Annotated in this window: 27 protein-coding genes; 9 read left to right on the top strand and 18 right to left on the bottom strand. The window is 67.5% G+C overall.

The window, feature by feature from the left end:
* The first annotated feature begins 3 nt into the window (after positions 1 to 3).
* Positions 4 to 783 carry an exodeoxyribonuclease III gene (locus tag AAFN89_RS00500; RefSeq protein ID WP_347534795.1) on the top strand — a complete coding sequence of 260 codons (780 nt, stop codon included), beginning with the start codon at positions 4 to 6 and terminating at the stop codon, positions 781 to 783.
* A gap of 9 nt (positions 784 to 792) precedes the next feature.
* Here AAFN89_RS00500 and AAFN89_RS00495 read toward each other — a convergent pair whose 3' ends face one another.
* Entirely contained in the window at positions 793 to 1,614 is an 822-nt protein-coding gene (locus AAFN89_RS00495) for a transporter substrate-binding domain-containing protein (RefSeq protein ID WP_347534793.1), read from the bottom strand.
* Positions 1,615 to 1,628: 14 nt separating this feature from the next.
* Positions 1,629 to 3,323, bottom strand: a complete 1,695-nt coding sequence (gene ilvD / locus AAFN89_RS00490; RefSeq protein ID WP_347534791.1) for a dihydroxy-acid dehydratase — start codon at positions 3,321 to 3,323, stop codon at positions 1,629 to 1,631.
* 180 nt (positions 3,324 to 3,503) lie between these two features.
* On the opposite strand from ilvD, the gene puuE reads away from it, so the two are divergent.
* Positions 3,504 to 4,418, top strand: a complete 915-nt coding sequence (puuE, locus tag AAFN89_RS00485) for an allantoinase PuuE (RefSeq protein WP_347534789.1) — start codon at positions 3,504 to 3,506, stop codon at positions 4,416 to 4,418.
* Here puuE and AAFN89_RS00480 read toward each other — a convergent pair.
* The 10 genes from AAFN89_RS00480 to AAFN89_RS00435 form a co-directional block, all read right to left on the bottom strand.
* A complete protein-coding gene (locus AAFN89_RS00480; protein WP_347534787.1) occupies positions 4,415 to 5,125 on the bottom strand; it encodes an ABC transporter ATP-binding protein in 711 nt (236 codons plus the stop codon). The two genes, puuE and AAFN89_RS00480, sit on opposite strands and share 4 nt — an antisense overlap.
* Positions 5,122 to 5,871 carry an ABC transporter ATP-binding protein gene (locus tag AAFN89_RS00475; RefSeq protein ID WP_347534785.1) on the bottom strand — a complete coding sequence of 250 codons (750 nt, stop codon included), beginning with the start codon at positions 5,869 to 5,871 and terminating at the stop codon, positions 5,122 to 5,124. The genes AAFN89_RS00480 and AAFN89_RS00475 overlap by 4 nt, the downstream gene beginning before the upstream one ends.
* Positions 5,868 to 6,881 (bottom strand): branched-chain amino acid ABC transporter permease, encoded by a 1,014-nt coding sequence (locus AAFN89_RS00470; protein ID WP_347534782.1) that lies wholly within the window; start codon positions 6,879 to 6,881, stop codon positions 5,868 to 5,870. The genes AAFN89_RS00475 and AAFN89_RS00470 overlap by 4 nt, the downstream gene beginning before the upstream one ends.
* Positions 6,874 to 7,794 carry a branched-chain amino acid ABC transporter permease gene (locus AAFN89_RS00465; RefSeq protein WP_347534780.1) on the bottom strand — a complete coding sequence of 307 codons (921 nt, stop codon included), beginning with the start codon at positions 7,792 to 7,794 and terminating at the stop codon, positions 6,874 to 6,876. Before AAFN89_RS00465 ends, AAFN89_RS00470 begins: the two co-directional genes overlap by 8 nt.
* A gap of 54 nt (positions 7,795 to 7,848) precedes the next feature.
* Complete coding sequence (locus AAFN89_RS00460) at positions 7,849 to 9,027, bottom strand: ABC transporter substrate-binding protein (protein WP_347534778.1); 1,179 nt, start codon at positions 9,025 to 9,027, stop codon at positions 7,849 to 7,851.
* 99 nt (positions 9,028 to 9,126) lie between these two features.
* A complete protein-coding gene (locus AAFN89_RS00455; RefSeq protein ID WP_347534776.1) occupies positions 9,127 to 10,419 on the bottom strand; it encodes an amidohydrolase family protein in 1,293 nt (430 codons plus the stop codon).
* Positions 10,416 to 11,357: an ABC transporter permease gene (locus AAFN89_RS00450; RefSeq protein ID WP_347534774.1), complete on the bottom strand. Its 942-nt coding sequence runs from the start codon at positions 11,355 to 11,357 to the stop codon at positions 10,416 to 10,418. Before AAFN89_RS00450 ends, AAFN89_RS00455 begins: the two co-directional genes overlap by 4 nt.
* Before the next feature lie 8 nt (positions 11,358 to 11,365).
* Positions 11,366 to 12,415: an ABC transporter permease gene (locus AAFN89_RS00445; RefSeq protein WP_347534772.1), complete on the bottom strand. Its 1,050-nt coding sequence runs from the start codon at positions 12,413 to 12,415 to the stop codon at positions 11,366 to 11,368.
* On the bottom strand, positions 12,405 to 13,940 hold the full coding sequence (locus tag AAFN89_RS00440) for an ABC transporter ATP-binding protein (protein ID WP_347534770.1): 1,536 nt from the start codon (positions 13,938 to 13,940) through the stop codon (positions 12,405 to 12,407). The genes AAFN89_RS00445 and AAFN89_RS00440 overlap by 11 nt, the downstream gene beginning before the upstream one ends.
* Positions 13,941 to 14,002: 62 nt before the next feature.
* Entirely contained in the window at positions 14,003 to 15,001 is a 999-nt protein-coding gene (locus AAFN89_RS00435) for a BMP family protein (RefSeq protein WP_347534768.1), read from the bottom strand.
* A gap of 217 nt (positions 15,002 to 15,218) precedes the next feature.
* On the opposite strand from AAFN89_RS00435, the gene AAFN89_RS00430 reads away from it, so the two are divergent.
* Genes AAFN89_RS00430 through AAFN89_RS00405 form a run of 6 tightly spaced genes read left to right on the top strand, consistent with a single transcriptional unit; the run spans position 15,219 to position 19,886 of the window.
* Positions 15,219 to 16,292 carry an ABC transporter substrate-binding protein gene (locus AAFN89_RS00430; RefSeq protein ID WP_347534766.1) on the top strand — a complete coding sequence of 358 codons (1,074 nt, stop codon included), beginning with the start codon at positions 15,219 to 15,221 and terminating at the stop codon, positions 16,290 to 16,292.
* Positions 16,293 to 16,302: 10 nt separating this feature from the next.
* On the top strand, positions 16,303 to 17,355 hold the full coding sequence (locus AAFN89_RS00425; protein WP_347534764.1) for an iron ABC transporter permease: 1,053 nt from the start codon (positions 16,303 to 16,305) through the stop codon (positions 17,353 to 17,355).
* Entirely contained in the window at positions 17,352 to 18,104 is a 753-nt protein-coding gene (locus tag AAFN89_RS00420) for an ABC transporter ATP-binding protein (protein ID WP_347534762.1), read from the top strand. The genes AAFN89_RS00425 and AAFN89_RS00420 overlap by 4 nt, the downstream gene beginning before the upstream one ends.
* A complete protein-coding gene (locus AAFN89_RS00415; RefSeq protein ID WP_347534760.1) occupies positions 18,101 to 18,730 on the top strand; it encodes a hypothetical protein in 630 nt (209 codons plus the stop codon). Before AAFN89_RS00420 ends, AAFN89_RS00415 begins: the two co-directional genes overlap by 4 nt.
* Positions 18,727 to 19,332 (top strand): hypothetical protein, encoded by a 606-nt coding sequence (locus AAFN89_RS00410; RefSeq protein WP_347534758.1) that lies wholly within the window; start codon positions 18,727 to 18,729, stop codon positions 19,330 to 19,332. The genes AAFN89_RS00415 and AAFN89_RS00410 overlap by 4 nt, the downstream gene beginning before the upstream one ends.
* A 29-nt stretch (positions 19,333 to 19,361) precedes the next feature.
* Positions 19,362 to 19,886 carry a hypothetical protein gene (locus AAFN89_RS00405; protein ID WP_347534756.1) on the top strand — a complete coding sequence of 175 codons (525 nt, stop codon included), beginning with the start codon at positions 19,362 to 19,364 and terminating at the stop codon, positions 19,884 to 19,886.
* Positions 19,887 to 20,067: 181 nt separating this feature from the next.
* Here the strand turns inward: AAFN89_RS00405 and AAFN89_RS00400 are convergent, their stop codons facing one another.
* The 3 genes from AAFN89_RS00400 to AAFN89_RS00390 are packed head-to-tail and all read right to left on the bottom strand — an operon-like array spanning position 20,068 to position 22,899.
* The gene (locus AAFN89_RS00400) at positions 20,068 to 21,363 is read right to left on the bottom strand and encodes a TRAP transporter large permease subunit (RefSeq protein ID WP_347534754.1); all 1,296 of its coding nucleotides are present in this window, start codon (positions 21,361 to 21,363) and stop codon (positions 20,068 to 20,070) included.
* Between the two features lie 18 nt (positions 21,364 to 21,381).
* The gene (locus AAFN89_RS00395) at positions 21,382 to 21,888 is read right to left on the bottom strand and encodes a TRAP transporter small permease (RefSeq protein WP_347534752.1); all 507 of its coding nucleotides are present in this window, start codon (positions 21,886 to 21,888) and stop codon (positions 21,382 to 21,384) included.
* Positions 21,889 to 21,927: 39 nt separating this feature from the next.
* Positions 21,928 to 22,899 (bottom strand): TRAP transporter substrate-binding protein, encoded by a 972-nt coding sequence (locus tag AAFN89_RS00390; protein WP_347534750.1) that lies wholly within the window; start codon positions 22,897 to 22,899, stop codon positions 21,928 to 21,930.
* 225 nt (positions 22,900 to 23,124) lie between these two features.
* On the opposite strand from AAFN89_RS00390, the gene AAFN89_RS00385 reads away from it, so the two are divergent.
* Positions 23,125 to 24,066 (top strand): hypothetical protein, encoded by a 942-nt coding sequence (locus AAFN89_RS00385; RefSeq protein ID WP_347534748.1) that lies wholly within the window; start codon positions 23,125 to 23,127, stop codon positions 24,064 to 24,066.
* Here the strand turns inward: AAFN89_RS00385 and AAFN89_RS00380 are convergent.
* From AAFN89_RS00380 to AAFN89_RS00370, 3 genes are read right to left on the bottom strand one after another with little or no spacing between them, the layout of a single operon-like run.
* A complete protein-coding gene (locus AAFN89_RS00380; protein ID WP_347534746.1) occupies positions 24,030 to 25,292 on the bottom strand; it encodes an allantoate amidohydrolase in 1,263 nt (420 codons plus the stop codon). The two genes, AAFN89_RS00385 and AAFN89_RS00380, sit on opposite strands and share 37 nt — an antisense overlap.
* Positions 25,289 to 26,005, bottom strand: coding sequence for a DUF1028 domain-containing protein (locus AAFN89_RS00375; RefSeq protein WP_347534744.1), 717 nt, complete (start codon positions 26,003 to 26,005; stop codon positions 25,289 to 25,291). Before AAFN89_RS00375 ends, AAFN89_RS00380 begins: the two co-directional genes overlap by 4 nt.
* Positions 26,002 to 26,841 (bottom strand): FCD domain-containing protein, encoded by an 840-nt coding sequence (locus AAFN89_RS00370; protein WP_347534742.1) that lies wholly within the window; start codon positions 26,839 to 26,841, stop codon positions 26,002 to 26,004. Before AAFN89_RS00370 ends, AAFN89_RS00375 begins: the two co-directional genes overlap by 4 nt.
* Between the last annotated feature and the right edge of the window lie 53 nt (positions 26,842 to 26,894).

Genomic DNA, 26,894 nt, shown 5'->3' with positions numbered 1-26,894 from the left:
CCGATGCCGACCATCGCCACCTGGAACGTGAATTCCGTCAAGGCCCGCCTGCCCAACGTGCTGGAGTGGCTGAGATCGGCCGCGCCCGACATCGTGCTGATGCAGGAGATCAAGTGCGAGACGGAGGCTTTCCCGGCGCTGGAGATCGGGGATCTGGGCTACAATCTCGCCGTGCTGGGCCAGAAGAGCTACAACGGCGTCGCGCTGCTGTCGAAGCTGCCGATCGAGGACGTGCAGCTCGGCCTGCCGGGCAACGACGGTGACCTCCACGCGCGCTACATCGAGGCCACGACCGGCGGCTACAGGGTCGGCGGACTCTATCTGCCGAACGGCAACCCGGTGGCGTCGGAGAAATACCCCTACAAGCTGGCCTGGATGGACAGGCTGAAGGCGCGCATCCGCGACCTGCTGGCGACCGGTCAGCCCTTCGTACTGGGCGGCGACTACAACGTCATTCCCGCGCCGGAGGATTGTTACGACCCGAAGGCGTGGGAGGAGGATGCGCTCTACCGGCTGGAGACGCGGCGGAAGTTCCGCGAACTGCTCCATCTCGGGCTGACGGAGGCCTATCGCACCCTGCATCCGTCCGAGCGTGCCTATACCTTCTGGGACTATCAGGCCGGGGCGTGGCCGCTGGACAAGGGGTTGAGGATCGACCATTTCCTGCTGAGCCCGCAGGCGGCCGACAAGGTCATCTCCTGCACCGTCGACCGGGAGCCGAGGGGGCGGCCGAAGGCCTCCGACCACACCCCCGTGATGCTTACGCTGGACGAGGCAGCTTAGGCGCAGCCTCTATTCGGCGGTGGTCAGGTCGACGCCGAACCATTTCTCCGACAGGGCGGTCAGCGTGCCGTCGGCGTGCATCTCCTCCACGATCTCAGCGATCCGGGCGGAGAACTCCTCGTCGCCCTTGTCTACGGCGACGGCCAGCGGTTCATAGAAGACGGGCTCCCCCACGATCCGGAGCGGCAGGCCGTTGTCGATCGCCTCCTTGAGGGTCGGCAGGTTGGACAGCACGGCGTCCAACCGCACCCCGTCGCCCAGCCGAAGGTCGCCGAGCGCCAGCCCGTCATTCTCATAGGTCCGGATCTCCCCCGGCTCCATGAACTCGAAGGGCGGGGCGCCGACGGCGTCGATGACCAGCGTCCCGCGCAGATAATCCTCATAAGAGCAGGCCGAGCAGGCGCCAATCTTCTTGCCGTTCAGATCGTCGACGGACTGGATGTCGGTATTGTCCTCATGCACCGCGAAGGCGGCGGGCGTGTAATAGTAGATGGCCGGAAAATCCAGCACCTCCGCCCGCGCCGCCGTCGGCGTCATGGAACCGACGGCGATGTCCCAGCGTCCGGCCCAGTTGCCGGCGACCTGCGCCTCCCAGGCCGGCGTCATATAGGCGAAGTCGACGCCGAGGCGGCGGGCGATCTCCTCCGCCACCTCGATGTCGAAGCCCGTCAGCTCGTTGTTCTCATTGACGAAAGCAACGGGTGGATAGCCGTCGGAAACCGCGCCGGTGAGGGTTCCGGTGCTGGTGACCCGATCGAGGGTTTCACCGGCCTCCGCCAGCGCGGGAGCGAGAGCGACGGCCGCCAGGGCCGCTATGAGTTGAACCTTCATCTTCCGTCCGTCCTTCAGATATCCGCATACACATGGGTTTCAGCCGCGCCGCCGGGATGCGTCACCGCCCCCTTCTCCGCGTCGCCGACAAGCTGGGCGTACTTCCAGATCGCGCCGGACTGGTAGTCCGTCTCGCGGGGCTTCCATGCCTTGCGCCGTTCCGCCAGCTCCGCTTCGGAAAGGTCGACCGACAGCTCGCCGCTAACGGCGTCGATGGTAATGACGTCGCCATCCTCCAGCAGGCCGATCGGCCCGCCCACGGCGGCCTCCGGCCCGACATGGCCGATGCAGAAGCCGCGCGTCGCGCCGGAGAACCGGCCGTCGGTGATGAGCGCCATCTTGTCCCCGACGCCCTGGCCGTAGAGCGCGGCGGTGGTCGCCAGCATCTCCCGCATTCCAGGACCGCCGCGCGGGCCTTCATAGCGGATGACGATGACCTCGCCCTCCTTGTAGGAGCGCTGCTGCACGGCGGCGAACGCCTCCTCCTCGCTGTCGAAGCAGCGGGCCGGACCGGTGAATTTCAGAGTCTTCATGCCGGCGACCTTCACGATCGCGCCGCCGGGCGCCAGATTGCCCCGCAGGCCGACGACGCCGCCGGTCGGCGTGATCGGGTCGGAGGTCGGCCGGATCACGTCCTGATCGGTCGGGAAGACAACGTCGGTCAGAGTCTCCGCGATGGTCTTGCCGGTGACCGTGATGCAGTCGCCATGGAGATAGCCGCCATCCAGCAGCGCCTTCATCAGCACCGGCACGCCGCCGATCTCGAACATGTCCTTGGCGACGTACCGTCCGCCGGGCTTCAGGTCCGCGATGTATGGGGTGCGCTTGAAGATCTCCGCGACCGCATGCAGGTCGAAATCGATGCCGCACTCATGGGCGATGGCCGGCAGATGCAGGGCCGCGTTGGTCGACCCGCCCGACGCCGCGACAACGGTGGCGGCGTTCTCAAGCGCCTTGCGGGTGACGATGTCGCGCGGCCGGATGCCGAGCGCCAGAGCCTCCATCACTACGCGACCGGACGCGGCGGCGTATTCGTCCCGCGTCTCATAGGGCGCGGGCGCGCCGGCGGAGCCGGGGACGGCCAGGCCGATGGCTTCCGACACGCAGGCCATGGTGTTGGCGGTGAACTGACCGCCGCACGAACCGGCCGAGGGGCAGGCGACGCATTCCAGCTCATGCAGATCCTCGTCCGACATCTTGCCGGAGGAATGAGCACCCACCGCCTCGAACACGTCCTGGACCGTCACGTCGCGGCCTTTGAAGCGGCCCGGAAGGATTGACCCGCCATACATGAAGACGGCCGGCACGTTCAGCCGGACCATCGCCATCATCATGCCCGGCAGCGACTTGTCGCAGCCCGCGAGGCCGACGATGCCGTCATAGCAGTGGCCGCGCATGGTCAGTTCGACCGAATCGGCGATCGCCTCACGGCTCGCCAGGGAGGACTTCATCCCCTGATGCCCCATGGCGAGGCCGTCGGTGACGGTGATGGTAGTGAACTCTCGGGGGGTGCCGCCGCCCTCCTTCACGCCGATCTTGACCGCCTGCGCCTGCCGGCTGAGCGCGATGTTGCAGGGCGCGGCCTCGTTCCAGCAGGTGGCGACGCCGATGAAGGGCCGCGCGATCTCCTCCTCCGTCAGCCCCATGGCGTAGTAGTAGGATCGGTGCGGCGCCTTGTCCGGCCCGACCGAGACATGTCGGCTGGGCATTCTCGACTTGTCGAATTTTGGGTTGGCGCGCTGATCGAGCGGCATGATCTTCCCCTATCGGTGCCCGCCGGCGCTTTCGCCGGCCACATTCTTTCGTTACGGATGGCGGCAAGAGTAGCTATCCGTCCGGATCGTGCCTAGCCTCGTCGAACATCTTTCGCTTATGGCGGACATGCCCTCATGACCGACGCCTATCCTCGCGACATGATCGGCTACGGCCGGACGCCGCCCCACGCCGACTGGCCCGGCGGCGCGCGCGTCGCCGTGCAGTTCGTCGTGAACTATGAGGAAGGCGGGGAGAACTGCACCCTGCATGGCGATCCGGCGTCGGAGGCCTTCCTGTCGGAGATCGTGGGCGCCCAGCCGATCCCGGGGGCGCGGCACGTCAACATGGAATCGATCTACGAGTACGGCTCGCGCGCCGGCTTCTGGCGGCTGCACCGGATGTTCGGGCAGCGCGGGCTGCCCTACACCTGCTTCGCGGTCGGCATGGCCCTTGAGCGCAATCCCGAAGCGGCCGCCGCGATGATGGAGGCCGGGCATGAGATCGCCTGTCATGGCTGGCGCTGGATCGACTATCAGCACGTACCGGAAGCAATGGAGCGCGAGCATATGCGGCTGGCGATCGACTCTCTTACGAGGCTGACCGGCGAACGTCCGCTGGGCTGGTATCTCGGCCGGTGCAGCCCGAACACCAGGCGGCTGGTGGCGGAGGATGGCGGCTTCCTCTACGATTCAGACTCCTACGCCGACGATCTGCCCTACTGGGATGCGAGCCATGGTCGGCCGCAACTGATCGTGCCCTACACGCTGGACGCCAACGACATGCGGTTCGCCACGGCCCAGGGCTTCAACAGCGGCGACCAGTTCTTCGCCTATCTGCGCGACACGTTCGACACGCTCCATGCGGAGGGCGAGGATCGGCCGAGGATGATGTCCGTCGGCCTCCATTGCCGCCTCGCCGGTCGGCCCGGCCGCGCCGCGGCGCTGGCCCGTTTCCTGAATTATATCGGCGGGAAGGAGAAGGTCTGGGTGCCGCGCCGGATGGATATCGCGCGGCACTGGATCGCCCGGCATCCGTACAGCGGCGGCTAGACGCCCAGATAGCGATGGTGCAAATCGGGTTCGGCGCGGAAGGCTTCCGTCGGGCCGGACCAGACCACCCTGCCCTTCTCCAGGATCGTGTGCCGGTCCGCCAGATCCAGCAGCGCGTCGAGATTCTTGTCGATCAGGAGGATCGACTGGCCATCCTCCCGCAGCCGCGCGATGCAGGACCAGATCTCCTGCCGGACGAGCGGCGCAAGCCCCTCCGTCGCCTCGTCCAGGATCAGCAGGCGCGGGTTGGTCATGAGCGCCCGGCCGATCGCGAGCATCTGCTGCTCCCCGCCGGAAAGCTGGTTGCCGTAATGGCCAGCGCGCGCGCTCAAGGACGGGAAAAGCGCCATCACCCGGTCCAGCGTCCAGGGATCGTCACGGCCGGTCCGGTTTCCCGCCGTGGCGACCAGATTCTCCCGCACGGTGAGGTTTGGGAAGATCTGGCGGCCTTCCGGCGCGAGCCCCAGCCCGGCCCGCGCGATGCGATGGGCGGGCGCGCCGGCAAGAGGCCGGCCGTCGAAACGGACGCTCCCGCTCCGGAGGGGAATCAGCCCCATCAGCGCGCGGACGGTCGTGGTCTTGCCCATGCCGTTGCGGCCCAGCAGGGTCGCGACCTCCCCTTGTCCGACCGTGAAGCCGACGGCGAACAGGACGGCCGTGTCGCCATAGCCGGCCTCCAGCCCCTCGATCTCCAGAAGCGGGGTCATGCGGCTTCCCCCAGATAGGCGGCCCGGACCTCCGGATGGCTGCGGATCGCCTCGGGCGCACCGGTCGCGAGCGCCCGTCCGTCGACCAGCACGGTGATGCGGTCGCCCAGGGCAAAGACGGCGTCCATGTCATGTTCGACCAGCAGGATCGCCGGCCCGCCCTTCAGCGTGCGGAGAAAGGCGACCATGCGGGCGGATTCCTCCAGCCCCATGCCGGCCATGGGCTCGTCCAGCAGCAGCAGCCGGGGCTTCCCGGCGAGCGCCATGGCGAGTTCGAGCTGCCGCTTCTCTCCATGAGCGAGGATTCCGGCCGGCGTCGCGGCGCGATCCTCCAGCCCGACGCGGGCCAGAAGCTCCAGCGCCGGGGCGGCGAGGGCCGGGTCGTCGTCGGCGCGCCGCCAGAAGCGGAAGCTGTGGCCGGCATGGGGCTGGAGCGCGATGCCGACATTCTCCGCCGCCGAGAAGCCCGGGAGGATCGAGGTGATCTGGAAGCTGCGCGCCAGGCCCAGCAGCGCCCGCCGGTGGGAGGCCAAGCGCGTGATCTCCCGCCCGTCGAAGACGATCCGGCCGCTATCTGGCCGCAAGTCGCCGGCAAGCTGGGCGACCAGCGTCGTCTTGCCCGCGCCGTTGGGGCCGATGACGGCATGGATCTCCCCGGCTTCGACCTCAAGGTCGACGCCGCCATTGGCGACGAGGCCGCCGAAGCGCTTCACCAGCCCTTCGACATGGAGCAGAGGACGGGTCATCGCGCGCCGCCCCTCCGGCCTTCGACAAGGCCATAGAGCCCGCGCCGGGCGAAGAGGACGATCAGGATCAGGATCGGCCCCAGGAACAGCTTCCAATGATCGCCGAGCCCGTCCCACAGCCCGTCCAGAAGTTGAGGCAGGAATTCCTCCAGCAGCAGGAAGGCGGCGGCCCCGAACACCGGCCCCGCAAGAGTGCCCATGCCGCCCAGCACGACCATCACGATCAAATCCCCCGACCGGGTCCAGGCGAGGTAGGACGGCCCGACGAAGAGGGTCGCGTTGGCGAGGAGCGCCCCCGCCAGGCCCGCCGCCGCGCCGGACAGCGCGAACGCCGCCAGCTTGTAGCGGTATGTCGGGTAACCCAAGGCCCGCATCCGGCGGTCGTTCTCCTTCGATCCCCGGATGACCCGGCCGAAGCGCGATCCGACCAGCCGCCGGCAGAGATAGAGGAAGCCCAGCAGCAGGGCGAGCGTCAGGTAGTAGAAGTGCCAGCGGTCGTTGAGGTCGACGACCCCCGCGAACTGCGACGGCGTCCAGAGCGCGATGCCGTCCGCCCCGCCATAGGCGCGCAGGCCGGTGAACAGAAAGTACAGCATCTGCGCGAAGGCGAGCGTGATCATGATGAAATAGATGCCGTCGGTGCGCAGGCAGATCGCCCCTATGACCAGCGCGAACAGCCCGCCGACCAGGGCGGCCAGCGGCAGGACGATGAAGCCGTTCACCGTTCCCGGCAGCCCCAGGATGGTCGTACCGTTGAACTGATGGGTGAAGAGGATGCCGACGACATAGGCGCCGATGCCCAGGAAGGCGGCATGGCCGAAGCTGACCATCCCGCCATATCCGAGGATCAGATCCAGACTCACCGCCGCGATGGCGAAGATCAGGATGCGGGTCGCGACGCCGACATAGAAGCTCCGGTCGATCGCCTCGGCCAGCGGCGGCAGGAACAGCAGCAGCGCCAGCAACGCCAGAACGACCAGCCGTCCACGGGTGAAGGGGCGGTTACCCATGGGCCGGGAACAACCCGCGCGGCCGGAAGGAGAGGACGATCGCCATCAGGATGTAGATCGACATGGAAGCGACGGACGCCCCGGCCGCATCGGCGGCGGATCGCGTCATGGCCAGACCGAACAGGCCCGGCAGCAGCACCCGCGCGAAGGTGTCGACGAAGCCGACCAGAAGCGCGCCGACAAAGGCCCCACGGACCGACCCCAGGCCGCCGATGACGATGACGACGAAGGTCAGGATCAATATCTGCTCTCCCATTCCGACCTGCACCGCCAGGACCGGTCCCGCCATCGCGCCGGCCAGCGCCGCCAGCCCCGCGCCCAGTGCGAAGACCAGCGTGAACAGCAGGCGGATATCGACCCCCAGCGCCGTCGCCATCTCCCGGTTGCTGGCGCCCGCCCGGATCAGCATGCCGACGCGCGTCCGGCGGATCAGGAACCAGAGGAAGAGCGCGACCGCGAGGCCGACCGCGATGATCGCCAGCCGGAACGCCGGATAGGCCGCGCCGGGCACGATCTCCACAGTGCCGGAGAGAATGTCCGGCGGGCTGAGGAAGATCGGCACCGGACCCCAGATCAGGCTGACCAGTTCGTTGAAGAACAGGATCAGGCCGAAGGTCGCCAGCACCTGGTCCAGATGGTCGCGGCGATAGAGGGTGCGAAGCGCGACCGCCTCCACCACCAGCCCGACCATCGCCGCCAGCGGCACGGCGACAAGCAGCGCCAGGAAGAAGTTCCCGAACAGGTTCGTGAAGGTCGCCGTCAGATAGGCGCCGATCATGTAGAAGGAGCCGTGGGCGAGATTGATCATGTCCATGATGCCGAAGACGAGCGTCAGCCCCGCCGCCATAAGGAACAGCATCACGCCGAGCTGCAGCCCGTTCAGCGCCTGTTCGAGGAGAAGGAAGACATCCATCGACTTAGCCTCGATCCGCCGCCGCCCATGGAATGCAGGCAGCGGCGGTCGTGATCAAAGCGGGCAGTCGGCGGCGTAGGCGTCGACATGGTCTTCGAAGATGGTGGAGACCAGCCTGTTGGTGATCCGCCCTTCATCGTCCTGGACCACTTCGCGCAGATAGTAGTCCTGGATCGGGTAGTGGTTGTTCCCGAAGCTGAAATCGCCCCGGACGCTGGTGAAGTCGGCGGCCTGGAGGGCGGCGCGGAAGGCGTCCTTGTCCTCGATCGCGCCTTCCACGGCGGCCACGGCGCTGTCCAGCAGCAAGGCGGCCTCGTAGCCCTGGGCGGCGTAGAGCGACGGCAGGCGGCCGTATTTCTCCTCGAACGAGGCGACGAATTCCCGGTTCTCCGGAATATCCAGGTCTGGGCTCCATTGCGCGCTGTTGGCGACGCCGAGTGCGGCTTCCCCGACGGCGGCCAGGATGTCCTGGCTGAAGGAGAAGCCGGGGCCGAACAGCGGGATCTCCCCCTTCAGGCCCGCCTGGGCGTATTGCTTGACGAAGTTGATCCCCATGCCGCCGGGATAGAAGAAGAACACGGCGTCCGGATCGGCAGCCCGAAGCGCTGCGATCTCCGCCGCGTAGTCGAGCTGGCCGATCTGGGTATAGACCTCCCCGACGATTTCGCCCTCGTAATACCGCTTGAAGCCGGTCAGCGAATCCTGGCCGGCCGGATAGTTCGGAGCCAAGAGATAGACGCTCTCATAGCCGGCATCCTGCACATGCTGGCCCATCGCCTCGTGCTGGCCGTCATTCTGGAAGGCGACGTTGAAGAACCAGGGGCTACATTGCGCGCCGGCGAGCTGCGACGGGCCGGCGTTGGGGCTGAGGAAGAAAACCTCGTTCCGCTGCACGGTCGGCATCAGGGCGAGCGCCAGGTTCGACCAGACGATGCCGGTGACCACGTCGACCTCGTCGCGCTCGATCATCCGGCTCGCGAGTTGGACCGCGACGTCCGGCTTCCGCTCGTCATCACCCTCGATCACCGTTGCCGGCAGTCCGCCGAGCGACCCGCCGAGCTGTTCCAGCGCCAGCGCAAACCCGTCGCGGATGTCGATGCCGAGGCCAGCGCCGGATCCCGACAGCGTGGTGATCATGCCGATGCGGATTTCGTCCGCCGCCGAAGCAGGCGCAGCCGTCCCCAGCGCCAGAGCCGCCGCCGCGCCCAGCGCCGCAAACCTGTTCGATATCATGATGCTCCCCTTCCCCGTCCCTTTGCCGGCAGGCTCCGCCGCCGATCGTTTTGTTGTGCCCTTGAACGCTACTTCAAAATGCCCGTCCCGCCAAAGCGGTCATTGAATGGAGCCGGGCGTGAACGTCAACTCCACCTCCGCCGGCCGGCCGTCGAGGTCGAGCCGCGTGCGCTTCGCCGGCGTCTCCGCCACCAGCCGGCCGCGTCGGAAGACCATGAGGCGCGTCGGTTTGAGGCGGATGGCCTCCATCGGGTCGGCCGCCTGAAGGACGACCAGGTCGGCGTGGCAGCCCGGCGCGATGCCGTAGCCGTCCAGGCCGAGGATGCGCGCCGACGTTTCCGTCACCGAGGCGAAGCAAGACCGCATCGCATCGATCCCCGTCATCTGCGCCACATGGACTGCCATGTGCGCCACCTCCAGCATGTCGCCGGAGCCGAGCGAGTACCACGGGTCCATCACGCAATCATGACCGAACGCCACCGGCACGCCGGCCGCCATCAGCTCCGGCACGCGGGTCATGCCGCGCCGTTTGGGATAGCTGTCGTGGCGTCCCTGGATGGTGATGTTGATAAGCGGGTTGGGGATCGCCGCGATGCCGGATTCCGCCATCAGCGGGATCAGCTTGGAAACGTAGTAGTTGTCCATGGAATGCATGGAGGTGAGGTGCGACCCCGCGACCCGGCCGCCGAGGCCGAGGCGCTGCGTTTCCGCGGTCAGCGTCTCGACATGGCGGGAGAGCGGATCGTCGGTCTCGTCGCAATGCATGTCCACCGGCAGGCCGCGTTCGGCCGCGATCTCGCAGAGCCGGCGGACCGACCGGGCGCCATCCTCCATCGTCCGCTCGAAATGCGGGATGCCGCCGACCACGTCGACGCCCTTATCCAGTGCGCGCAGCAGGTTCGACTCCGCGTTCGGGGACCGGTAGAGCCCGTCCTGGGGGAACGCCACAAGCTGGAGGTCCAGATAGGGCGCGACCTTCTGCCTGACCTCCAGCAGCGCGTCGACCGCCAGCAGCCGGTCGTCGCAGATATCGACATGGCTGCGGATCGCGCCGATGCCCTGGGCGACCGCCATGTCGCAATAGGCGAGCGCCCGCGCGACCACAGCCTCATGGGTCAGTCGCGGCTTCAACTCCCCCCACAGAGCGATCCCCTCCAGCAGCGTGCCCGACCGGTTGAGCCGGGGCAGGCCGAGCGACAGGGTAGCGTCCATGTGGAAGTGGGGGTCGATGAAGGGCGAGGAGACGAGCCGGCCGGTCACGTCGATCTCCCGACCGGCCTCCGCCTCTATGCCCGGCTCCACGGCCGCGATCCGGCCGTCAGAGATGCCGATATCGATGCCGGTGCGGCCGTCGGGAAGATTTGCGCCGCGCAGCAGCAGGTCGAAGCTCATCGTTCACCCTTGCGGTAGGGAACCATCAGCGCCTGGGGATATGCCGCGCGCCGCGACATCACGATCAGGGCGAGGATGGAAAGGACATAGGGAAGCATCAGGAAGAGCTGATAGGGCAGCAGCGCGCCGACCGATTGCTGGAGGCGCACCTGATAGGCGTCGAACACGCCGAACAGGAGTGCGCCCAGGAGCGCCTTGCTCGGCCGCCAGGAAGAGAAGACGACCAGCGCGATGCATATCCAGCCGCGGCCGGCCACCATCTCGAAGAAGAAGGCGTTGAAGGTGGACATGGTGAGGAAGGCGCCGCCCACGGCCATCAGCGCGCTGCCGACCATGACCGCGCCGACTCGCACCGCGACCACGTCGATCCCCTGCGCCTCCGCCGCCGCCGGATTCTCGCCGACCGTCCGGACGGCCAATCCCACCGGCGTCCGGTAGAGCGCCCAGGCGACGACGCCGACCGCGATAAAGGCAAGCCAGGTGAGAGCCGTCTGCTGGAACAGGATCGGCCCCAGGATCGGCATGTCGGCCAAGCCTTCCGCGACCGGCGCAAACGCCTCGATCCGGGGTGGGCTGCTGACGTCCGGCAGGACGATGCGGTAGACGAAATAGGAGAGGCTGGTGGCGAGCAGCGTGATGCCGATGCCGGTCACATGCTGGCTGAGGCCGAGCGGCACGGTGAAAACTCCATGCAGCAGGCCGAACAGCGCGCCGACCAGCGCCGCGACCAGCACGCCGGTCCAGAGGTCCGCCCCCAGATAGACGGCGAGCCAGCCGGTCAGCGCGCCGGCGGTCATGATGCCCTCGATGCCGAGGTTGAGGACCCCCGCTCGTTCGCAGATCAGCTCTCCCAGCGTGCCGAGGATCAGCGGCGTCGCGATCCGGACGGCGGCGGCCCAGAAGGTGGCGGTCAGCAGGATGTCGAGGATGTCGCCCATGACGCCCCCTACCGCCAGCGCAGCCGGTAGCGGGTGAAGAGTCCCGCCAGCAGCATCGAGAGCAGCGCCGTCGCGACGATCAGGTCGGCGATGTAGCTGGAAACACCGAGCGCCCGGCCCATACTGTCCGCGCCGACAAAGACGGCGGCGACGAAGAAGGCGGCGGCCAGGACGCCCAGCGGGTTGAGCTGGGCCAGCATCGCCACCGCGATCCCGCTATAGCCGAACCCCGGCGACAGGTCGCGCGTCAGGTAGCCTTTCAGCCCGGCCACCTCCCCCACGCCCGCCAGCCCGGCCAGCGCGCCGGAGAGAAGGCCGACCCGGATCATGATCCGGCCGATCCTCATTCCCGCGAAGCGCGCCGCGTCGGGATTGGCGCCGGTCGCGCGTACCTCATAGCCCCAGACCGTGCGCTCGATCATCACCCAGACAAGGATTGCGGCGACGATTGCCACGATCAGCCCCGCATGGACCCGCGTGCGGGCCAGGAGGGTGGGCAGCGTCGCCTGGTCGATGATCGGCGCGGATTGCGGCCAGCCCAGACTCATCGGGTCCTGCATCGGGCCTTCCAGCATCATCTGGACGAACAGCAGCACCACGAAGTTGAGCAGGAGCGTCGTCACCACCTCGTCCACGCCCAGCCGTATCTTCAGCAGCGTGGGGACGAGCATCAGCAGCGCACCGGCAAGCGCGCCCGCAATGAGCACCGTCGGGATCATCACGATCGGCGGCGCGACTATGGCGCCCGATCCCACCATGACGGCCGCCAGCGCGCCGGCATAGAGCTGCCCCTCCGCGCCGATGTTCCACAGCTTCGCCCGGAAGGCGACGACGGCGGCGAGACCGGTGAGGATCAGCGGCGTGGCGCGGGCCAGCGTCTCCGTCAGCGCGAAGCGGGAGCCGAGCGCGCCGTCGATCATCTCCACGAACGCCTGCCCGACCGGCGCACCGGCGGCGACGAGCGGGATGATGGCGAGGCCGAGCGAAAGCAGGATCGCCGCGGCCGGCGCGCCGATCGTCAGGGCCAGCGAGGCCCCTTCCCTGGGTTCAAGCCGCATCGGCGCCCTGCCCGGCCATCATCAGCCCGAGATCGCGGATGGTGACATCCTCCGTCTTCATGGTTCGGGTCAACCTGCCCTGGTAAATGACCGAAAGACGGTCGGATAGCGCCAGAAGTTCATCCAGATCCTCGGAGATGAGAAGGATGCCGGCGCCGTCGCCGCGCGCCTGGAGAAGACGGCGATGGACCTCCGTGACCGCGCCGATATCGAGGCCGCGGGTCGGCTGGTTGGCCAGCACGAAACCCGGCGCGCGGCCGAGTGCCCGGCCCAGGATCAGCTTCTGCATATTGCCGCCGGAGAGCAGCCTGATCTCCGCGTCCGGACCCGGGCAGCGCACGTCATAGTCCTCAATCACACGGGCGGCCCGGTCGCGCGCCGCTCCGCGCCTCAGGAAACCGGCGCGCTGGGAATCCTTCGACCGGTAATCCTCCAGGATCAAATTCTCCCACAGCGTCATCTCCCCCACGACGCCCTCGCGGTGCCGGTCCTCCGGCACCCGCCCGACGCCGTGCGCGACCATGCCGGCCGGCGTTTCCCGGCGAACCGGACGGTCGAACAGCGCGATCTCCCCCGCCGTCGGCCGCTCCAGCCCGGCCAGCAGGTCCGACAGCGCGCGCTGGCCGTTGCCGGAAACGCCCGCGATCCCGACGATCTCTCCGCCATGGATCGTCAGCTCGTCGATGTGCAGACGATCGCCCACGGCGGCGTTTCGGATCGACAGGACCGGCGGGCCCGCTTCCCGTTCGGTTCGGATGCTGGGCGGCACGGGCCGCCCGACCATCGCCTCGGCCAGCCGGGCGCGGTCCGTTTCCGCCGTGTCGACGTTCAGCACAACGCGGCCACCGCGCAGCACGGTCACCCGGTCGCTGATCGCCATCACCTCCGCCAGCTTGTGGCTGATGAAGACGACGGACAGGCCGTCGGCGACCAGCCGGCGCAGCACCGCGAACAGCCCCTCCGTCTCCTGCGGGGTCAGAACGGCGGTGGGTTCGTCGAGGATCAGGATCCGGGCGTCCCGGTAGAGGGCCTTCAGGATCTCCACCCGCTGGCGCTCCCCGACCGACAGGCGGCTGACCGGGGAGTCCAGGTCGACCGACAGGCCCGACCGGTCGATCAGCGCCGTCAGCCTGTCCCGCGCGCCGCCCCTGTCCGAACGCAGACGCCACAGGGATTCCGCGCCGACCAGGATGTTGTCCAGCACCGTCAGATTGTCGGCCAGGGTGAAATGCTGATGGACCATGCCGATACCGGCCGCCAAAGCCGCCCGGGGATTCCCTGGAGACAACGGCGTCAGCCCGCCATCCGGCCGCGCCACTTCGATCATCCCGGAATCCGCCACGTAGTGGCCGAACAGGATGTTCATCAGCGTCGTCTTGCCGGCGCCGTTCTCGCCCAGCAACGCCAGCACCTCGCCGCGCCGAAGCTCCAGATCGACGCCTTCATTGGCGACGACGGGACCGAAGCGGCGGGTGATGCCGGAGAGCCGGAGGACGAGATTTTCCGTGAGGGAGGATGAGGACATGGGCGAAACCCGTCGCCGCCCCCTCCCGCCGTGCAGATGGGAGGGGATGGCGATTTGGGTGCTTACATGGAGGATACGGGTTCGCTGTCGTCGATCTCGACCTCCAGCGTGCCGTCCAGGATCTCCTGCTTCTTCTGCTCCACCAGATCGATGGTGTCCTGACCGATGATCGAAGCGTCCATGGGCGCGAGCGAGCCGCCGCCATATTCCATATGGCTGTAGACGCCGTAATCCTCCGCCGTGAATGTGCCCTCGCGCACCGCCTCGATCGCGCGGTCGATCGTCGGCTCCATATGCCAGAGGGCGCTGGCGACGACGGTGCCGGGATATTCGTCGGCCGTGTCGATCACGTTGCCGATGGCGTAAACGCCGCGCTCCTTGGCGGCATCCGAAACGCCGAACCGTTCAGCGTAGAGCACGTCCGCGCCCGCGTCGATCATGGCGAAGGCGGCTTCCTTGGCCTTCGGCGGATCGTACCAGGAGCCGATGAAGGTGACGGCGAATTCCACGTCCGGCCGGACTTCCCGCGCGCCGGCCATGAAGGCGTTCATCAGCCGGTTGACCTCCGGGATCGGATAACCGCCGACCATGCCGATGATCCCGCTTTCCGTGATCGATCCGGCGACGAGGCCGGTCAGGTAGGCGGGCTCATGGATATAGTTGTCGAAGACGGAGAAGTTCGGCTCCTGCGGCGGCAAGCTGGAGCCCATGAGGAAGGCGATCTCCGGATATTGTGACGCGACCTCCCGCGCCCCGCGCTCCACGCCGAAGGCTTCCCCGATGATCAGTTCCGCGCCCTGCTCCGCATATTCGCGCATCACGCGCTCATAGTCGGTGTTGGCCGTGTTCTCCGAATAGACGTAGTCGATGTCGCCGCGTTCCTCGGCAGCGTTCAGCGCCAGATGGATGCGGCTCACCCATTGCTGCTCGATCGGCACGGTGTAGACCGCCGCGACCGAAACCTTGTCATCCTCCTGGGCAAACGACACCGCCGGCGCCATCGTCGCCGCCACAGCCATGCCCATCAGCGCCAGCATCGGGCGGCGCGCCAGATCGATCATCCCTCTTACTCCCCCTGTTCGGACCTGATCCCGCGCGTCGCGGCGCGGCGATTGGGCCGCCCTCGCGACCTTCGGCACACTACCCAGCCGCCGGGCCGCTGTGAAGGCACCGCGTCGGCGGTTTCGTGCCTCGAAATGTGAGATTGCGAATGACTTGCAAAGGATGGGGCGGGCGCGCTAGATGCGGGGCCATTCTCAAACAGCGGGATCGATTATGATGACGGCAAGATTCCTGGCGACCGCGATCCTCGCGCCGATGACGATCCTCGGCGTCGCCCACGCGCAGGAGCCGGTGACCGTCACGGATCAGACGGGCGCGGAAATCGTCCTGGACGGGCCGGCCGAGCGGGTCGTCACGGTGCCGATGCCGGCGGCGGCCATGTTCATAGCCATCGACGGATCGGCGGACCGGCTGGCCGGAATGCACCAGCAGTCGAAGGCGGCGATCGCGGAAGGCATCCTCGGAGACTTCTTCCCCGGCGCGCTGGACGTGCCGACGGACATGATCGGCACGCAGTTCGCCCCGAACGTGGAAGAGATGCTGGCCGTCAATCCGGACCTGGTCTTCCAGTGGGCGAACCGGGGCGCGGACGTCATCAGCCCGATGACCGATGTCGGGCTCAACGTCATTGGCCTCACCTATGGCAGCCAGGAGGAGGCCGAGGAGTGGATGCGCATCATGGGCGAGGTCGCCGGAGAGGAGGAGAAGGCGAACCGCCTCATCGACTGGCACCGGACGACGCTTGCCGAGCTTCAGTCAACGGTCGAGGAGATCGCGAAAGAAGACCGTCCGACAGTGCTTTATCTGGGCCGCTTCCTCTCCGAACTGAGGGCGCCGGGGACCGGCACCTATCAGGCCTGGGCGGTCGAGGCCGCCGGCGGCGTCAATCCGGCCGCGGACCTCTCCGGCTGGACCGCCGTCAATATCGAGCAGGTCCTGGCCTGGAATCCCGACGTCATCCTGCTGAACAATTTCGAGGAAGGGCTGGACCCGCAGGATGTCTATGACGATCCGCAGATGGCCGGCATCTCCGCGGTGGAGAACCGGCGGGTCTATATGATGCCTTTGGGCGGCTATCGCTGGGATCCGCCCAGCCACGAATCCCCTCTCTCCTGGCACTGGCTGGCCATGATCATCCATGGCGACGCGGTCGACTATCCGATCCGGGAGGAGATCAGGGAAAGCTATGGCTGGATCTACGGCCAGACGCCGACGGAGGAGCAGATCGACGAGATCCTGCGCGTCGACATGAACGGGCAGTCCGCCGGCTACGAACGGTTCGAAGGCTGACTGCCGGATCATGAGCGCCATCGTCACGGAACAGATCGAGCGAGAGGGCGGCCGCCTGCGGGCGGCGCTGTTCTGGCCGCTACTGGTGCTGGCCGTCCTGGCCGTGGCGGTGATCGCGATCGGTCTCGGCCGGTACGCCGTGCCGCCGGGCCACGTGCTGGGCATCCTGGGCAGCAACCTGCTGCCGATCGACCCCGTCTGGACCGACGTTGAGCGGCGGGTGGTGGAACTGATCCGCGTGCCGCGAATCGCGCTCGCCGGCCTTGCCGGCGCGGGGCTGGCGCTTTCCGGCGCCGCGTTGCAGGGCATCTTCCGCAACCCGCTGGTCGGCCCGGACATCGTCGGCGTCTCCGCCGGGGCGGCGTTCGGCGGGGCGCTGGCGATCATGCTGGCGGCGGGAAGCACGGCGCTGCTGGGCGGTGCGTTCTTCTTCGGCCTTGCCGGCATGGTGATCGCCTACGGGCTGGCGCGGGTCGGCGGCTCCGCCCCGGTGCTGATGCTGGTGCTGGCGGGCGTGGTGACGGGATCCTTCTTCTCCGCCATGGTCTCGCTCGTCACATACGTCGCCGATCCGGAGGACGCCCTGCCGGCTATCGTCTATTGGCTGATGGGCAGCTTCTCCAGCGCCGATTACGGCAAGCTGGGTATCTTCTCCCTTGCCCTATTCCTGGGCGGTGTTCCGCTGATGCTGATGCGGTTCCGCGTCAACGTCCTGTCGCTGGGCGACGAGGAAGCCTCGGCGATCGGCGTGCGCGTGGAGCGGACGCGCTGGCTGGTGCTGCTATGCGTCACCGCCATCACGGCCGCTTCGGTGGCGGTCGCCGGCATCGTGAGCTGGGTGGGCCTCGTGGTGCCCCACATCGCTCGGATGATGGTCGGCCCCGATCACCGCGCCCTGCTGCCGGCGTCCGCGCTGCTGGGGGCGGGCTACGTCATCGTCGTCGACACGGTGGCGCGCAGCGCGTCGGCGGCGGAAATCCCGCTGGGCGTGCTGACCGCGATCATCGGCGCGCCGGTCTTCGCCTGGCTGCTGCGCCGGTCCCATGGGCGGGGGTGGCGATGATGGGGCAGCGCGTCCTGGCGGAGGATCTGTCGTTCCGCTATGGCGACGGCGGCTGGGTGTTTCGCGGGCATGGCCTCAGCCTCGGCAAGGGCGAAATCCTCACGATCCTCGGCCCCAACGGGCGGGGCAAGACGACGCTGATCAAATGCCTGCTGGGGCTGGCGACGCCGGCGCGCGGAACCGTCAGGCTGGACGGCGAGACGGGATATGTGCCGCAGACCGGTGAAACCCCCTTCCCCTATCGCGTGCTGGACATGGTGGTGATGGGCCGCGCCCGGCATCTGGGGTTGTTCAGATCTCCCGGCCGCGCCGATTTCGACGCCGCGCGCCAGGCTCTGGCGCAACTGGATGGCCTGCACCTGGCCCAGCGAACGATGGCGGCGCTGTCGGGCGGGGAACGGCAACGGGTGCTGATCGCCCGTGCCCTAGCCGCCGGCTGCGATATCCTGATGCTGGACGAGCCGGCCTCGGCGCTGGATTTCCGGCATCAGCACACGCTTCTCAGGACGCTCCGCACCTTGGCGGATGGCGGCCTGACGGTTATCTTCTCGACGCACATGCCCCAGCACGCCCAGCAGGTAGCGGACAAGGTGATGCTGATGCATGACGTGGATGACTACGAGATCGGCCCCCGGGATGCGATCATGACCGAAGCGAAGCTGGCCAGGCTCTACGGCGTTCCTGTCCGCGCGATCGATCTGGACCATGAGGGGCAGACGCTGCGCGCCGTCCTGCCGGTGTTCGCGTGACCGAAAGCATAATCTATCTGGCGCGCGGACCTTCCGATCGGCCGGCATTCCTCGATCTCCCCGCCGCTCAGAGCCGGGTGCGGGCTGAAACGATCTATGATCTGGCGACGCTCGACCTCGACGATTGTCGCGGCCTGCTCATCTCCATGCATGCCGACCAGCGCCACCTCCTTCGATGCCGGGATGTGCTGGAAGGCTATATGGATCGAGGCGGGACGATCGTCTTCAACGGCCATGTCGCCCATTTCTTCCTGCCCGACCTCCGGCGGTTCGTGCCGCTAGACAAGCCCGGCCCGAAGGACCTGGCGGTGATCCGCGTCGCCGCGCACCCCGTGTTCGAGGGCGTAGAGGAAGGCGACATGCTCCTTCGTCGGGGCGTCGCGGGCTTCTACGGGCGCGGCCACAACCCGCCTCCGCCGGGATCGGTCGTGCTGAACAGGCTGGCCGGCGACAAGGCGCCGATCGACTGGCTGTGGCAGCGGCCGCGCGGCGGAGTCCTGCTGGCCCATGGCGGCAACGATCTCTGGATGTATGCGCGGGAGAACTCCACAGTCAGCCGGATCGCGGCTCAGCTCCTGGACTGGCTGGAAACCCGCCCCGCGCCGTCGGAGAGGCTGTCGGCATGACCCGGCTGACCGCGCTGGACGATGGCACCTACTATCACGACGAAACCCTGCGGGGCGCGCGGTTCGGGCGCTATTTCGACCGGGTCATCTATCTGCCGGATTTCGATCAGGAACCGCTGGATCGGACGGAGGCGCTCTACGTCACCAGCCGCTCCAACCCCAACCTGCTGCGCCGGCATGAGACGCGCCTCCGCCGCTATCTGGAGGATGGCGGCACGCTGGTCGTGATGGGCGAATGCGAGGCCCATACCTGGCTGCCGTTGACCTGGACCCATACGGACGCGAACTTCTGGTGGTGGCTGGAGCCGGGCGCGAGTCTGAACCTGGCCAATCCCGCGCCGGATCATCCCCTGATGGAGCACATGACGCTTCGCGACGCGACCTGGCATTATCATGGCTACTTCACCCCGGCGGACGGTGTCACCTCCATCGTCGACTGCCAGGAGGGCGGCTCCATCCTGCTGGAGGACCGGGCGAATTTCGGCGGCCGGCTGCTCGCCACGACGCTGGACCCCTGCTACCACCATGGCAGCTTCTTCATGCCGGCGGCGACGCGGTTCCTGGACCGCTTCCTGCCCTGGCTGCGCGACACCATCGCCTGAGATTTTTCGCTTAACCTATTGGATTCCCGATGACCGACTGGATCGAGGTTGCCGACCGTGGCGACATCCTGCGCATCACCTTCGACGATTTGCTGAAATATCACGGCCGCCATTCGATCGGCGGCGTGGCGCACGGGCTGAAGATGCTGCAGCGGGCATTCTCCGCCCTGTCGCCCGACCGGCCGCCGCGGCGCGGCACCTTCACGGTCTTCACCGCCTTCCCCGGCCCCGGCGCGCGCGACGCGATCGAGATGGTCACCCGCGCCGTCACCGCCGGCCGCTACACGGTCGATACCGGCTTCGAGGCCCCTTCCGTTCCGGAAGCGCCGAGCGGCCGCTATTTCTTCCGCATCGGCCATGAGGGCCGCACGATCGATCTGGGCGCGAAGCCGGGGCTGGTGCGGCAGGAATTCATAGACATCCTGCGCCAGAAGGCCGCGATTGGCCTGGACGAGGCCGAGGAGGCCCGGCTTGTCGAACTGAAGCAGGAAATGGCCGGCAGGCTCGTCGCCATGCCGGCGGAGGATGTCTACGAGGTGCTAGCCCTGTCGTAAACGACGGGAAGAAGATCAGCTTTCCGGCCTGAATGACGGCCCGCCAGCGGGTAGCGAGGGTTTATGGATTCCGGATCAAGTCCGGAATGACCAACAAAAACAACATCATCCCGGACTTGATCCGGGATCCAGGAGCGCGGTTGCCCCGACCTTCGCTAGCGTCCGCAAAAGAGTAGGACCGCTACATATGAGCCGGCAGCCAGGTCGCGATCTCGGGCACCATGATGATGAGCGCGACCGCCAGGCACATCACCAGGAACATAGGGAAGGCGACCTTCGCGATGTAGGTGATCTGGTGGCCGGTCATCCCCTGGAGCACGAACAGGTTGAAGCCGACCGGCGGCGTGATCTGCGCCATCTCCACCACCAGCACGACGAAGATGCCGAACCAGATGAGGTCGATCCCCGCGGCGCGGACGATGGGCTCCACGACGGCCATGGTCAGCACGACCGACGAGATACCATCCAGGAAGCAGCCGAGAACGATGTAGAAGATGGTGAGCGCGATGATGAGGGTGAGCGGCGACAACTCCATCGCCGCGATCGCCCCCGCCAGATGGCGCGGCAGGCCGGTGAAGCCCATCGCCAGCGTCAGGAAGGCGGATCCCGCGAGGATCAGCGCGATCATGCAGGAGGTGCGGGTCGCGCCCATCAGGCTCGCGATGAAGCTTTCGCGCGTGAGCGACCCCTGGAAGGCCGAAAGGAGGAGCGCGCCGGCGACGCCGATGGCCGCGGCCTCCGTCGCAGTGGCGACGCCGGTATAGATCGATCCCAGCACCGCGCCGATCAGCAGGAGGACGGGTAGCAGGAAGACCGATTCCCGGAATCGCTGCCGCCAGGAACCGGAATGTTCGATCGATGGCATCTGGTCCGGCCGGCGGAGGGCGGCGAACAGGATGTAGCCCATGAACAGGCTGGCCAGCATGACCCCCGGCAGGATGCCGGCGATGAAAAGCTGCGCGATCGACTGGTTCACCGTCACGCCATAGACGATCAGGATGATCGAGGGCGGGATCAGAAGGCCCAGCGTACCCGCCCCGGCCAGCGTGCCGATGATGAGGCCTTCGGGATAATTCCGCCGGCGAAGTTCAGGGATCGCCATCTTGCCGACCGTCGCCACCGTCGCGGCGGAGGAGCCGGAGATGGCGGCGAACAGGGTGCAGCCGGCGATATTGACGTGGAGCAGTCCGCCCGGCAGCCGGCTGAGCCAGGGGGAGAGCCCCCGGAACAGATCCTCGCTGAGGCGCGTGCGGAACAGGATCTCCCCCATCCAGATGAACATCGGCAGCGCCGTCAGCGTCCAGGAGGAGCTTGCCGTCCAGATGGTGGTCACCATCGCGTCGCCGGCCGGACGGGAGGTGAACATCTCCATCCCCACCAGCGCCACGCCAAGCAGCGACAGGCCAACCCAGATGCCGCTGCCCAGGAAGAAGAAGAGGACGGCGAGGAAGACGCCGATCAGCAGGAATTCATCCAAAACGAAATCTCCCGTCCGTCATTCGCTTTGGAGTTCCGGATCGTCGTCGACGATCGGCGCGCCGCGGGCCACCTGGATCAGCCGGTCGAGGATGGCTATCGCCAGGACGGTCGATCCCGCCGCCATGCCGATCTGCGGTATCCAGAGCGGCGTGGCGTCGGTCCCCTGGCTGATGTCGTTGATCTTGAGCGACACCTGGACCATGCGGATGGAGTACCAGGCGAGATAGCCGGCGAAGAACGTTGCGGCGGCGAGGCACCAGAGTTCGGCCCAATACCGCGCTCTGCCCTTCAGCCGGGTGAGCAGCAGGCTGACCCGGATGTGGCCGCCATGGCCGAAAGTATAGGCCAGCGCGAGAAAGCTGGAGGCGGCCATGCAGTAGCCGGCATAGGCAGTCAGCCCCAGGACGGTGAAGCCCATCAGCCGGGAGACGATGGAGAGCCCGGTCAAGACCGCGATCATCACCAGGAAGAAGGCGGCAAGCCCGCCGCAGATTCGGTAGAGGGGCGAAAGGGGCGAGGTCATCGGCGACCGCGCCCCGTCGCCGGACGGAAGGAAGCCAGGTCAGTTCCCCCGGTAGGCGTCAATGATCTCCCGCCCGGTCTCCCCGGCGCTCGCCAGCCATTCCTCCGTCATCGTCTCGCCGATGGCGGTCAGGTCGGCCTTGAGCTCTTCACTGGGCGCCTCGACCGTCATGCCGTTGGCCGCCAGCTCGTCCTTGTACCATTGGGCCAGTTCCTCGGCCTTGGCCCAGCCGGCCGTCTCGGCCTCCGCCGCCGCGGCCTCGATCGCCGAACGCTGGTCGTCGGTCAGCCCTTCCCAGACATCGGCGTTCACGAACACCATGTTCTTCGGCAGCCAGGCCTGCACGTCGTAGAAATACTCCGCATGCTCCCACAGCTTAGTGTCGTAGCCGGTGGCGCCGGAGGAGATCATGCTTTCGACCGTGCCGGTGGCGAAGGCCTGCGTGACTTCCGCGGCCTCGATCTGGGTCGGCACCGCGCCGGTCAGCTCAGCCAGCCGGGCCGTCGCCGGGTTATAGGCGCGGAAGGTCACGCCCTCCATGTCGGAGGCCGAATTGATCGGTTGCTGGGTGTAGAGGCCCTGCGGCGGCCAGGGGATCGCATAGAGGAAATGCAGGTTCTGTTCAGCCAGGAGGTCGACCAGCGCCGGCTTGGAAGCTTCGTAGAGGCGGCGCGCACTGTCGAAGTCCGAGGCCAGGAACGGCACGGCGTCCAGCCCGAACAGCGGGTCCTCGTTCGCCAGGGCGGAGATCAGCCGTTCGCCGATCTGCGCCTGCCCGGTCTGGACCGCGCGCTTGATCTCGTCGCCCTTGTAGAGCGAGCCGTTGGCGTGGACGGTGATGGTGATTTCGCCGCCGGTATTCTCCTCCACCGAATCGGCGAAGCTTTCGAGGATTTCGGTGTGGTAGTTGCTCGCCGGATAAGCCGCCGGAAGGTCCCAGTTCTCCGCCGCCGCCGTTCCCGCCGTCAGCAGGAACGCGGCGCTCGCCGCCATCGTGGTCCCGAAACGCATCTCGCACCCTCCCCATTCCTTGAAGTTCCGGGTTGTCCCGGTTGATTCCCTCATGCTGAACAATTTTCGGCGTCCTGCCAACCATGCATGGCCAACCATGGAGGGGTTGACGAACGGCGGCCGCGAGCGCCCATTTTCCGGGCAACAAGGATGGATTGATGAAGATACTGGTTCTGGACGGCGACACGACCGGCCTGATCGCGGCCTGAGCCGGCGCGGGATTCGATGCCGTCACGCGCCCTGCCCGCGCTCGCCCGAATCGCCACGCCTGCGCTCGCCATCGGCATTTTCGCTGGACTGCTGGCGCCGCCGCTGGCTTCGATGCTCCAGCCGCTGCTGCTGCCGTCCATCATCGCCATGCTGACCCTGGCGCTCGTCCGGCTGGACTGGCGGGCGGTGGCCGCGCAGGCACGACGGCCGGGCATCGTCGGGCTGGCGGTCGGCTGGCAATTGCTGCTGTCGCCCGTCCTGGCCTACGCGATCGGCGCGGCGGTCGGCCTGCCGGCGGGGCTGCTGGTCGCGCTGACGCTCAACGCTGCGGCCTCCCCCATCATGTCGTCGGCCGCCTTCGCGCAGCTTCTGGACCTCGACGCGCCGCTGTCGATTGTGGTGGTCGTCATCGGCACGCTGCTGCTGCCGCTGACCATCCCGCCGCTCGCCTACTGGCTGATCGACCTGGAGATGGCGGTGTCCCCGGCCGCCTTCGCCGCGCGGGTTGGCTGGTTCATCGCCCTTCCCTTCGCCGCCGCCATCATCATACGGCGGATTGCGAGCGAAGCGACGCTTGCCCGCCATGACGACGCGATCGCCGGAGCGACCGTCATCGCGCTTCTGGTCTTCGCCATCGCGGTCATGGACGGCATGATGGCCCGGCTGCTGGCCGATCCGGCGACGGTGCTGCTGTTCCTCGCCGTCGCCATCCTCGCCAATGTCGGCCTCCAGGCGGCGGCGCTGGGGCTGTTCTGGATGGCCGGGCGTCGTATGGCGGCCAGCATCGCGCTCATGTCCGGCAACAGGAACATGGCGCTGATCTTCGCGCTGGCCGGCGGATTGGGCGGGGAGGATCTGCTGCTCTACCTCGCCGTCGCCCAGGTGCCGATCTATGTCCTGCCCGCGCTGGCGAAGCCGATCTACCGGTCGCTGATCGGCTCCGGCCTGAAATCTTGAACGAAGCGCAGCCAGGTCCGCGCCGCCGTCCCGGCGTCCTCGGTCGTGATCGATTCCGCCGGATTGTGGCTGACGCCCCTGAGGCAGCGGACGAACAGCATGGCGATCGCCGTCAGGTCGGCCATCGCCATGGCGTCATGGCCGGCCCCGGAATAGAGGGTCAGCGGCTCCACCCCTTCCGCCCGCACGGCCGCCTCGGCCTGCCGGACCATCCAGGGCGTGCAGCGCTGCGCCAGGATCTCGTAGATGTTCTCCATCTCCGCCGAAACGCCGCGCCGGGCCGCGATCTCCGACAGCCTCTCCAGCAGCAGCCCCCGCACGCGACGCCGCTCTCCATCATCCGGTCCACGCAGATCGATCGTGAAGGCGACCGATCCGGGAATGACGTTGATCGCGCCCGGCTTGACCTCCAGCCAGCCGACCGTGCCGACGAGCCCGTCGGCGGCGGCCATCTCCTCCACCGCCAGCACCATCTCCGACGCCGCTGTCAGCGCATCCTTCCGACGACCCATCGGAACCGTGCCGGCATGACCGGCGTCCCCTGTCACCGTGACCCTGATCCGGTCGCCGCCGGCGAAGGCGTCGACCACGCCGATCGGCAGCCCTTCCGCCTCCAGGACGGGGCCCTGCTCAATGTGGACCTCAAGGAAAGCCAACACGTCCTCCGGCCGGCGGGCGATGGCCGGGATGGCATCGGGATCGCAGCCGAAATCGACCAGCGCCTGGCGCAGCGTGATTCCGTTGGCGTCCACACGCTCCAGTTCCGCCAAGTCGAAGGTGCCGGCCAGCGCCTTCGACCCAAACAGGCTGGTGCCGTAGCGCACGCCTTCCTCGTCGGAGAAGATCGGAATCTCGATCGCGAAGGGGAACCGGATTCCGGCCTTGTGGAGCGCGGCGACGCCGCTCAACGGCACGAGGAAACCCAGCATCCCGTCATACTTGCCGCCCTGCCGGACGGTGTCCTGGTGCGATCCGGACATAAGGGCCGGCGCGCCCGGCTCAGCTCCGTCGTAACGGCCGACCAGATTGCCGACAGCGTCGACATGGCTGGTCATGCCGGCCTCCGCCATCCAGCCGTGGATGACCTCAAAGGCCCGCCGATGCTCCGGCGTGCAGGTCAGGCGGGTGACGCCAGGGCCGCCCTCGCTGATCGCGCCCAGAGTCTCGGCACGGGCCATGATCTCCGCCCCTATCGCCTGGATTTCGGGCAGCGCAAAACCGGTCATTCCTCTAGCTCCTGATTGGTCTTAAGACTCGCCGAGATATCGCCGACGGGCGGATAGGACGGCGTCGAGTTGGTATTGGTCGGCATGGTGGCGCGGACCTGCTGGACGTCCTCCGACAGGTGCCGGCGGTGGAGGCGGCGAAGCTCGGCGATCGGATCGGGATGGTCGTCGACCCTGAGATCGACCTCCGGATAGCATTCGTCCGGCCAGATCTGAAGAGCGGCCGCCTGCATCCCCCGCCAGTCGCCGCCCTCCGACTGCCCCGCTGACAGCGCGTCCATAAGCCTATCCGCCAATGTCGAAGACGGAGAGGCGCGAAAGGCTTCCAGCACGCGCTCCACCACCGAAGGGCCATTAAGCAGGTTTCCCGCGACGGCGACCGTCCCGTCCACCGCCTCCCCGGCCCATGCGCCACACTGCGAGCCGGTGCGCGCAGCGATGCGGCCATCGATGGAGGCGATCATGGTCTGACGCCAGTCCGCCTGCGCATCATCCGCAAGCAGCGCGTCCAGAGCGGCGGCGGGCGCTTCTCCCCTGCCCAACAGTTCCAGCCCCCGCACGCCCAGCACCGGATTGCCCAGCCCCTGGGTCACGACCGCCCCGACGCCGCCGCGCGCGTAGAGGCAGTAGGAACCGACGGCGAGGAAACGGCTGGCGATGGCGAGGCCGATCCGGCGGCGGTCGGGCTCCACAGCGAGGATGGAGAAGGTCATGCGCCGGTCCGGCGATGGGGCGCGAGCCAGGTGACGCCGCTGGGTTCGTCGACGATCAGGGCTTCGATGACCGCCTCCAGCCGCTCCATATGAGACTGGGCCTCCGCCATGTGTTCGGCCATCACCGATCGCGCCTGCTCGGCGTCGCCTTCGCGGAAGGCGGCCATGAGCTTCTGGTGATGGTCTAGTCCGGACTCCGCCATCGGCCGCACCTCGTCGGTCGGCGCCTGACGGTCCTCCTCCGGCCCGTAAAGCTTGCGGTAGACGATGCAGTCGCGCAGCACGGCGTTGATGAACCGGCACTGGAAGCCCAGCAGTCGGTTCTCGGTCGCCTCGGCAAGCAAATCGTGGAATTCCAGTTCGACCAGGCGCTGCCGGTGTTCCTCCGCGCGCGTCGACGGCTGATGGCTGCATTCCTCGTTCAGCGCCTCCAGCCGGTCGAGTTGCGCCTCGTCCAGCCGTCCCGCGACCGACGCCGCCAGTTCGGGCTCCAGAACCCGCCGCACCGCATAGATGTCGCCGAGGCCGAGATTGCTGAAATAGAAATAGTTGCCGAGCAGGCTGAGCGCCCTGCCCTCTGTCACCGCGGTGACGATCGCGCCGCCCGGCGGGCCGGTGGAGATGCGGACGAGTCCCTGGACCTCCAGCGACCTCAGCGCCTCCCGCGCCGTGCTTTTCGACACGCCGAACAGATCGATCAGATCCCGCTCCGGCGGCAGCCGGTCCCCCGGCGCCAGACCCCGGCTCATGATCCAGCCCTTCATCTGATCCGCGACCAGATCCGACCGCTTGCGGGGCGGCGAACGGCGGGCCGTCGGCGGGTTCGATTCAATCATGTTTATGCGGTTTATCATGATAAACCTTGACAGGCTAGGGGTATGACTCGACA

It is taken from the genome of Inquilinus sp. CAU 1745 (genome assembly GCF_039839375.1).
GTDB lineage: Bacteria > Pseudomonadota > Alphaproteobacteria > DSM-16000 > Inquilinaceae > JBDOQU01.
Note: the sequence above shows the minus strand (reverse complement) of the source record. Positions and strands in the feature narration are given on the sequence as shown.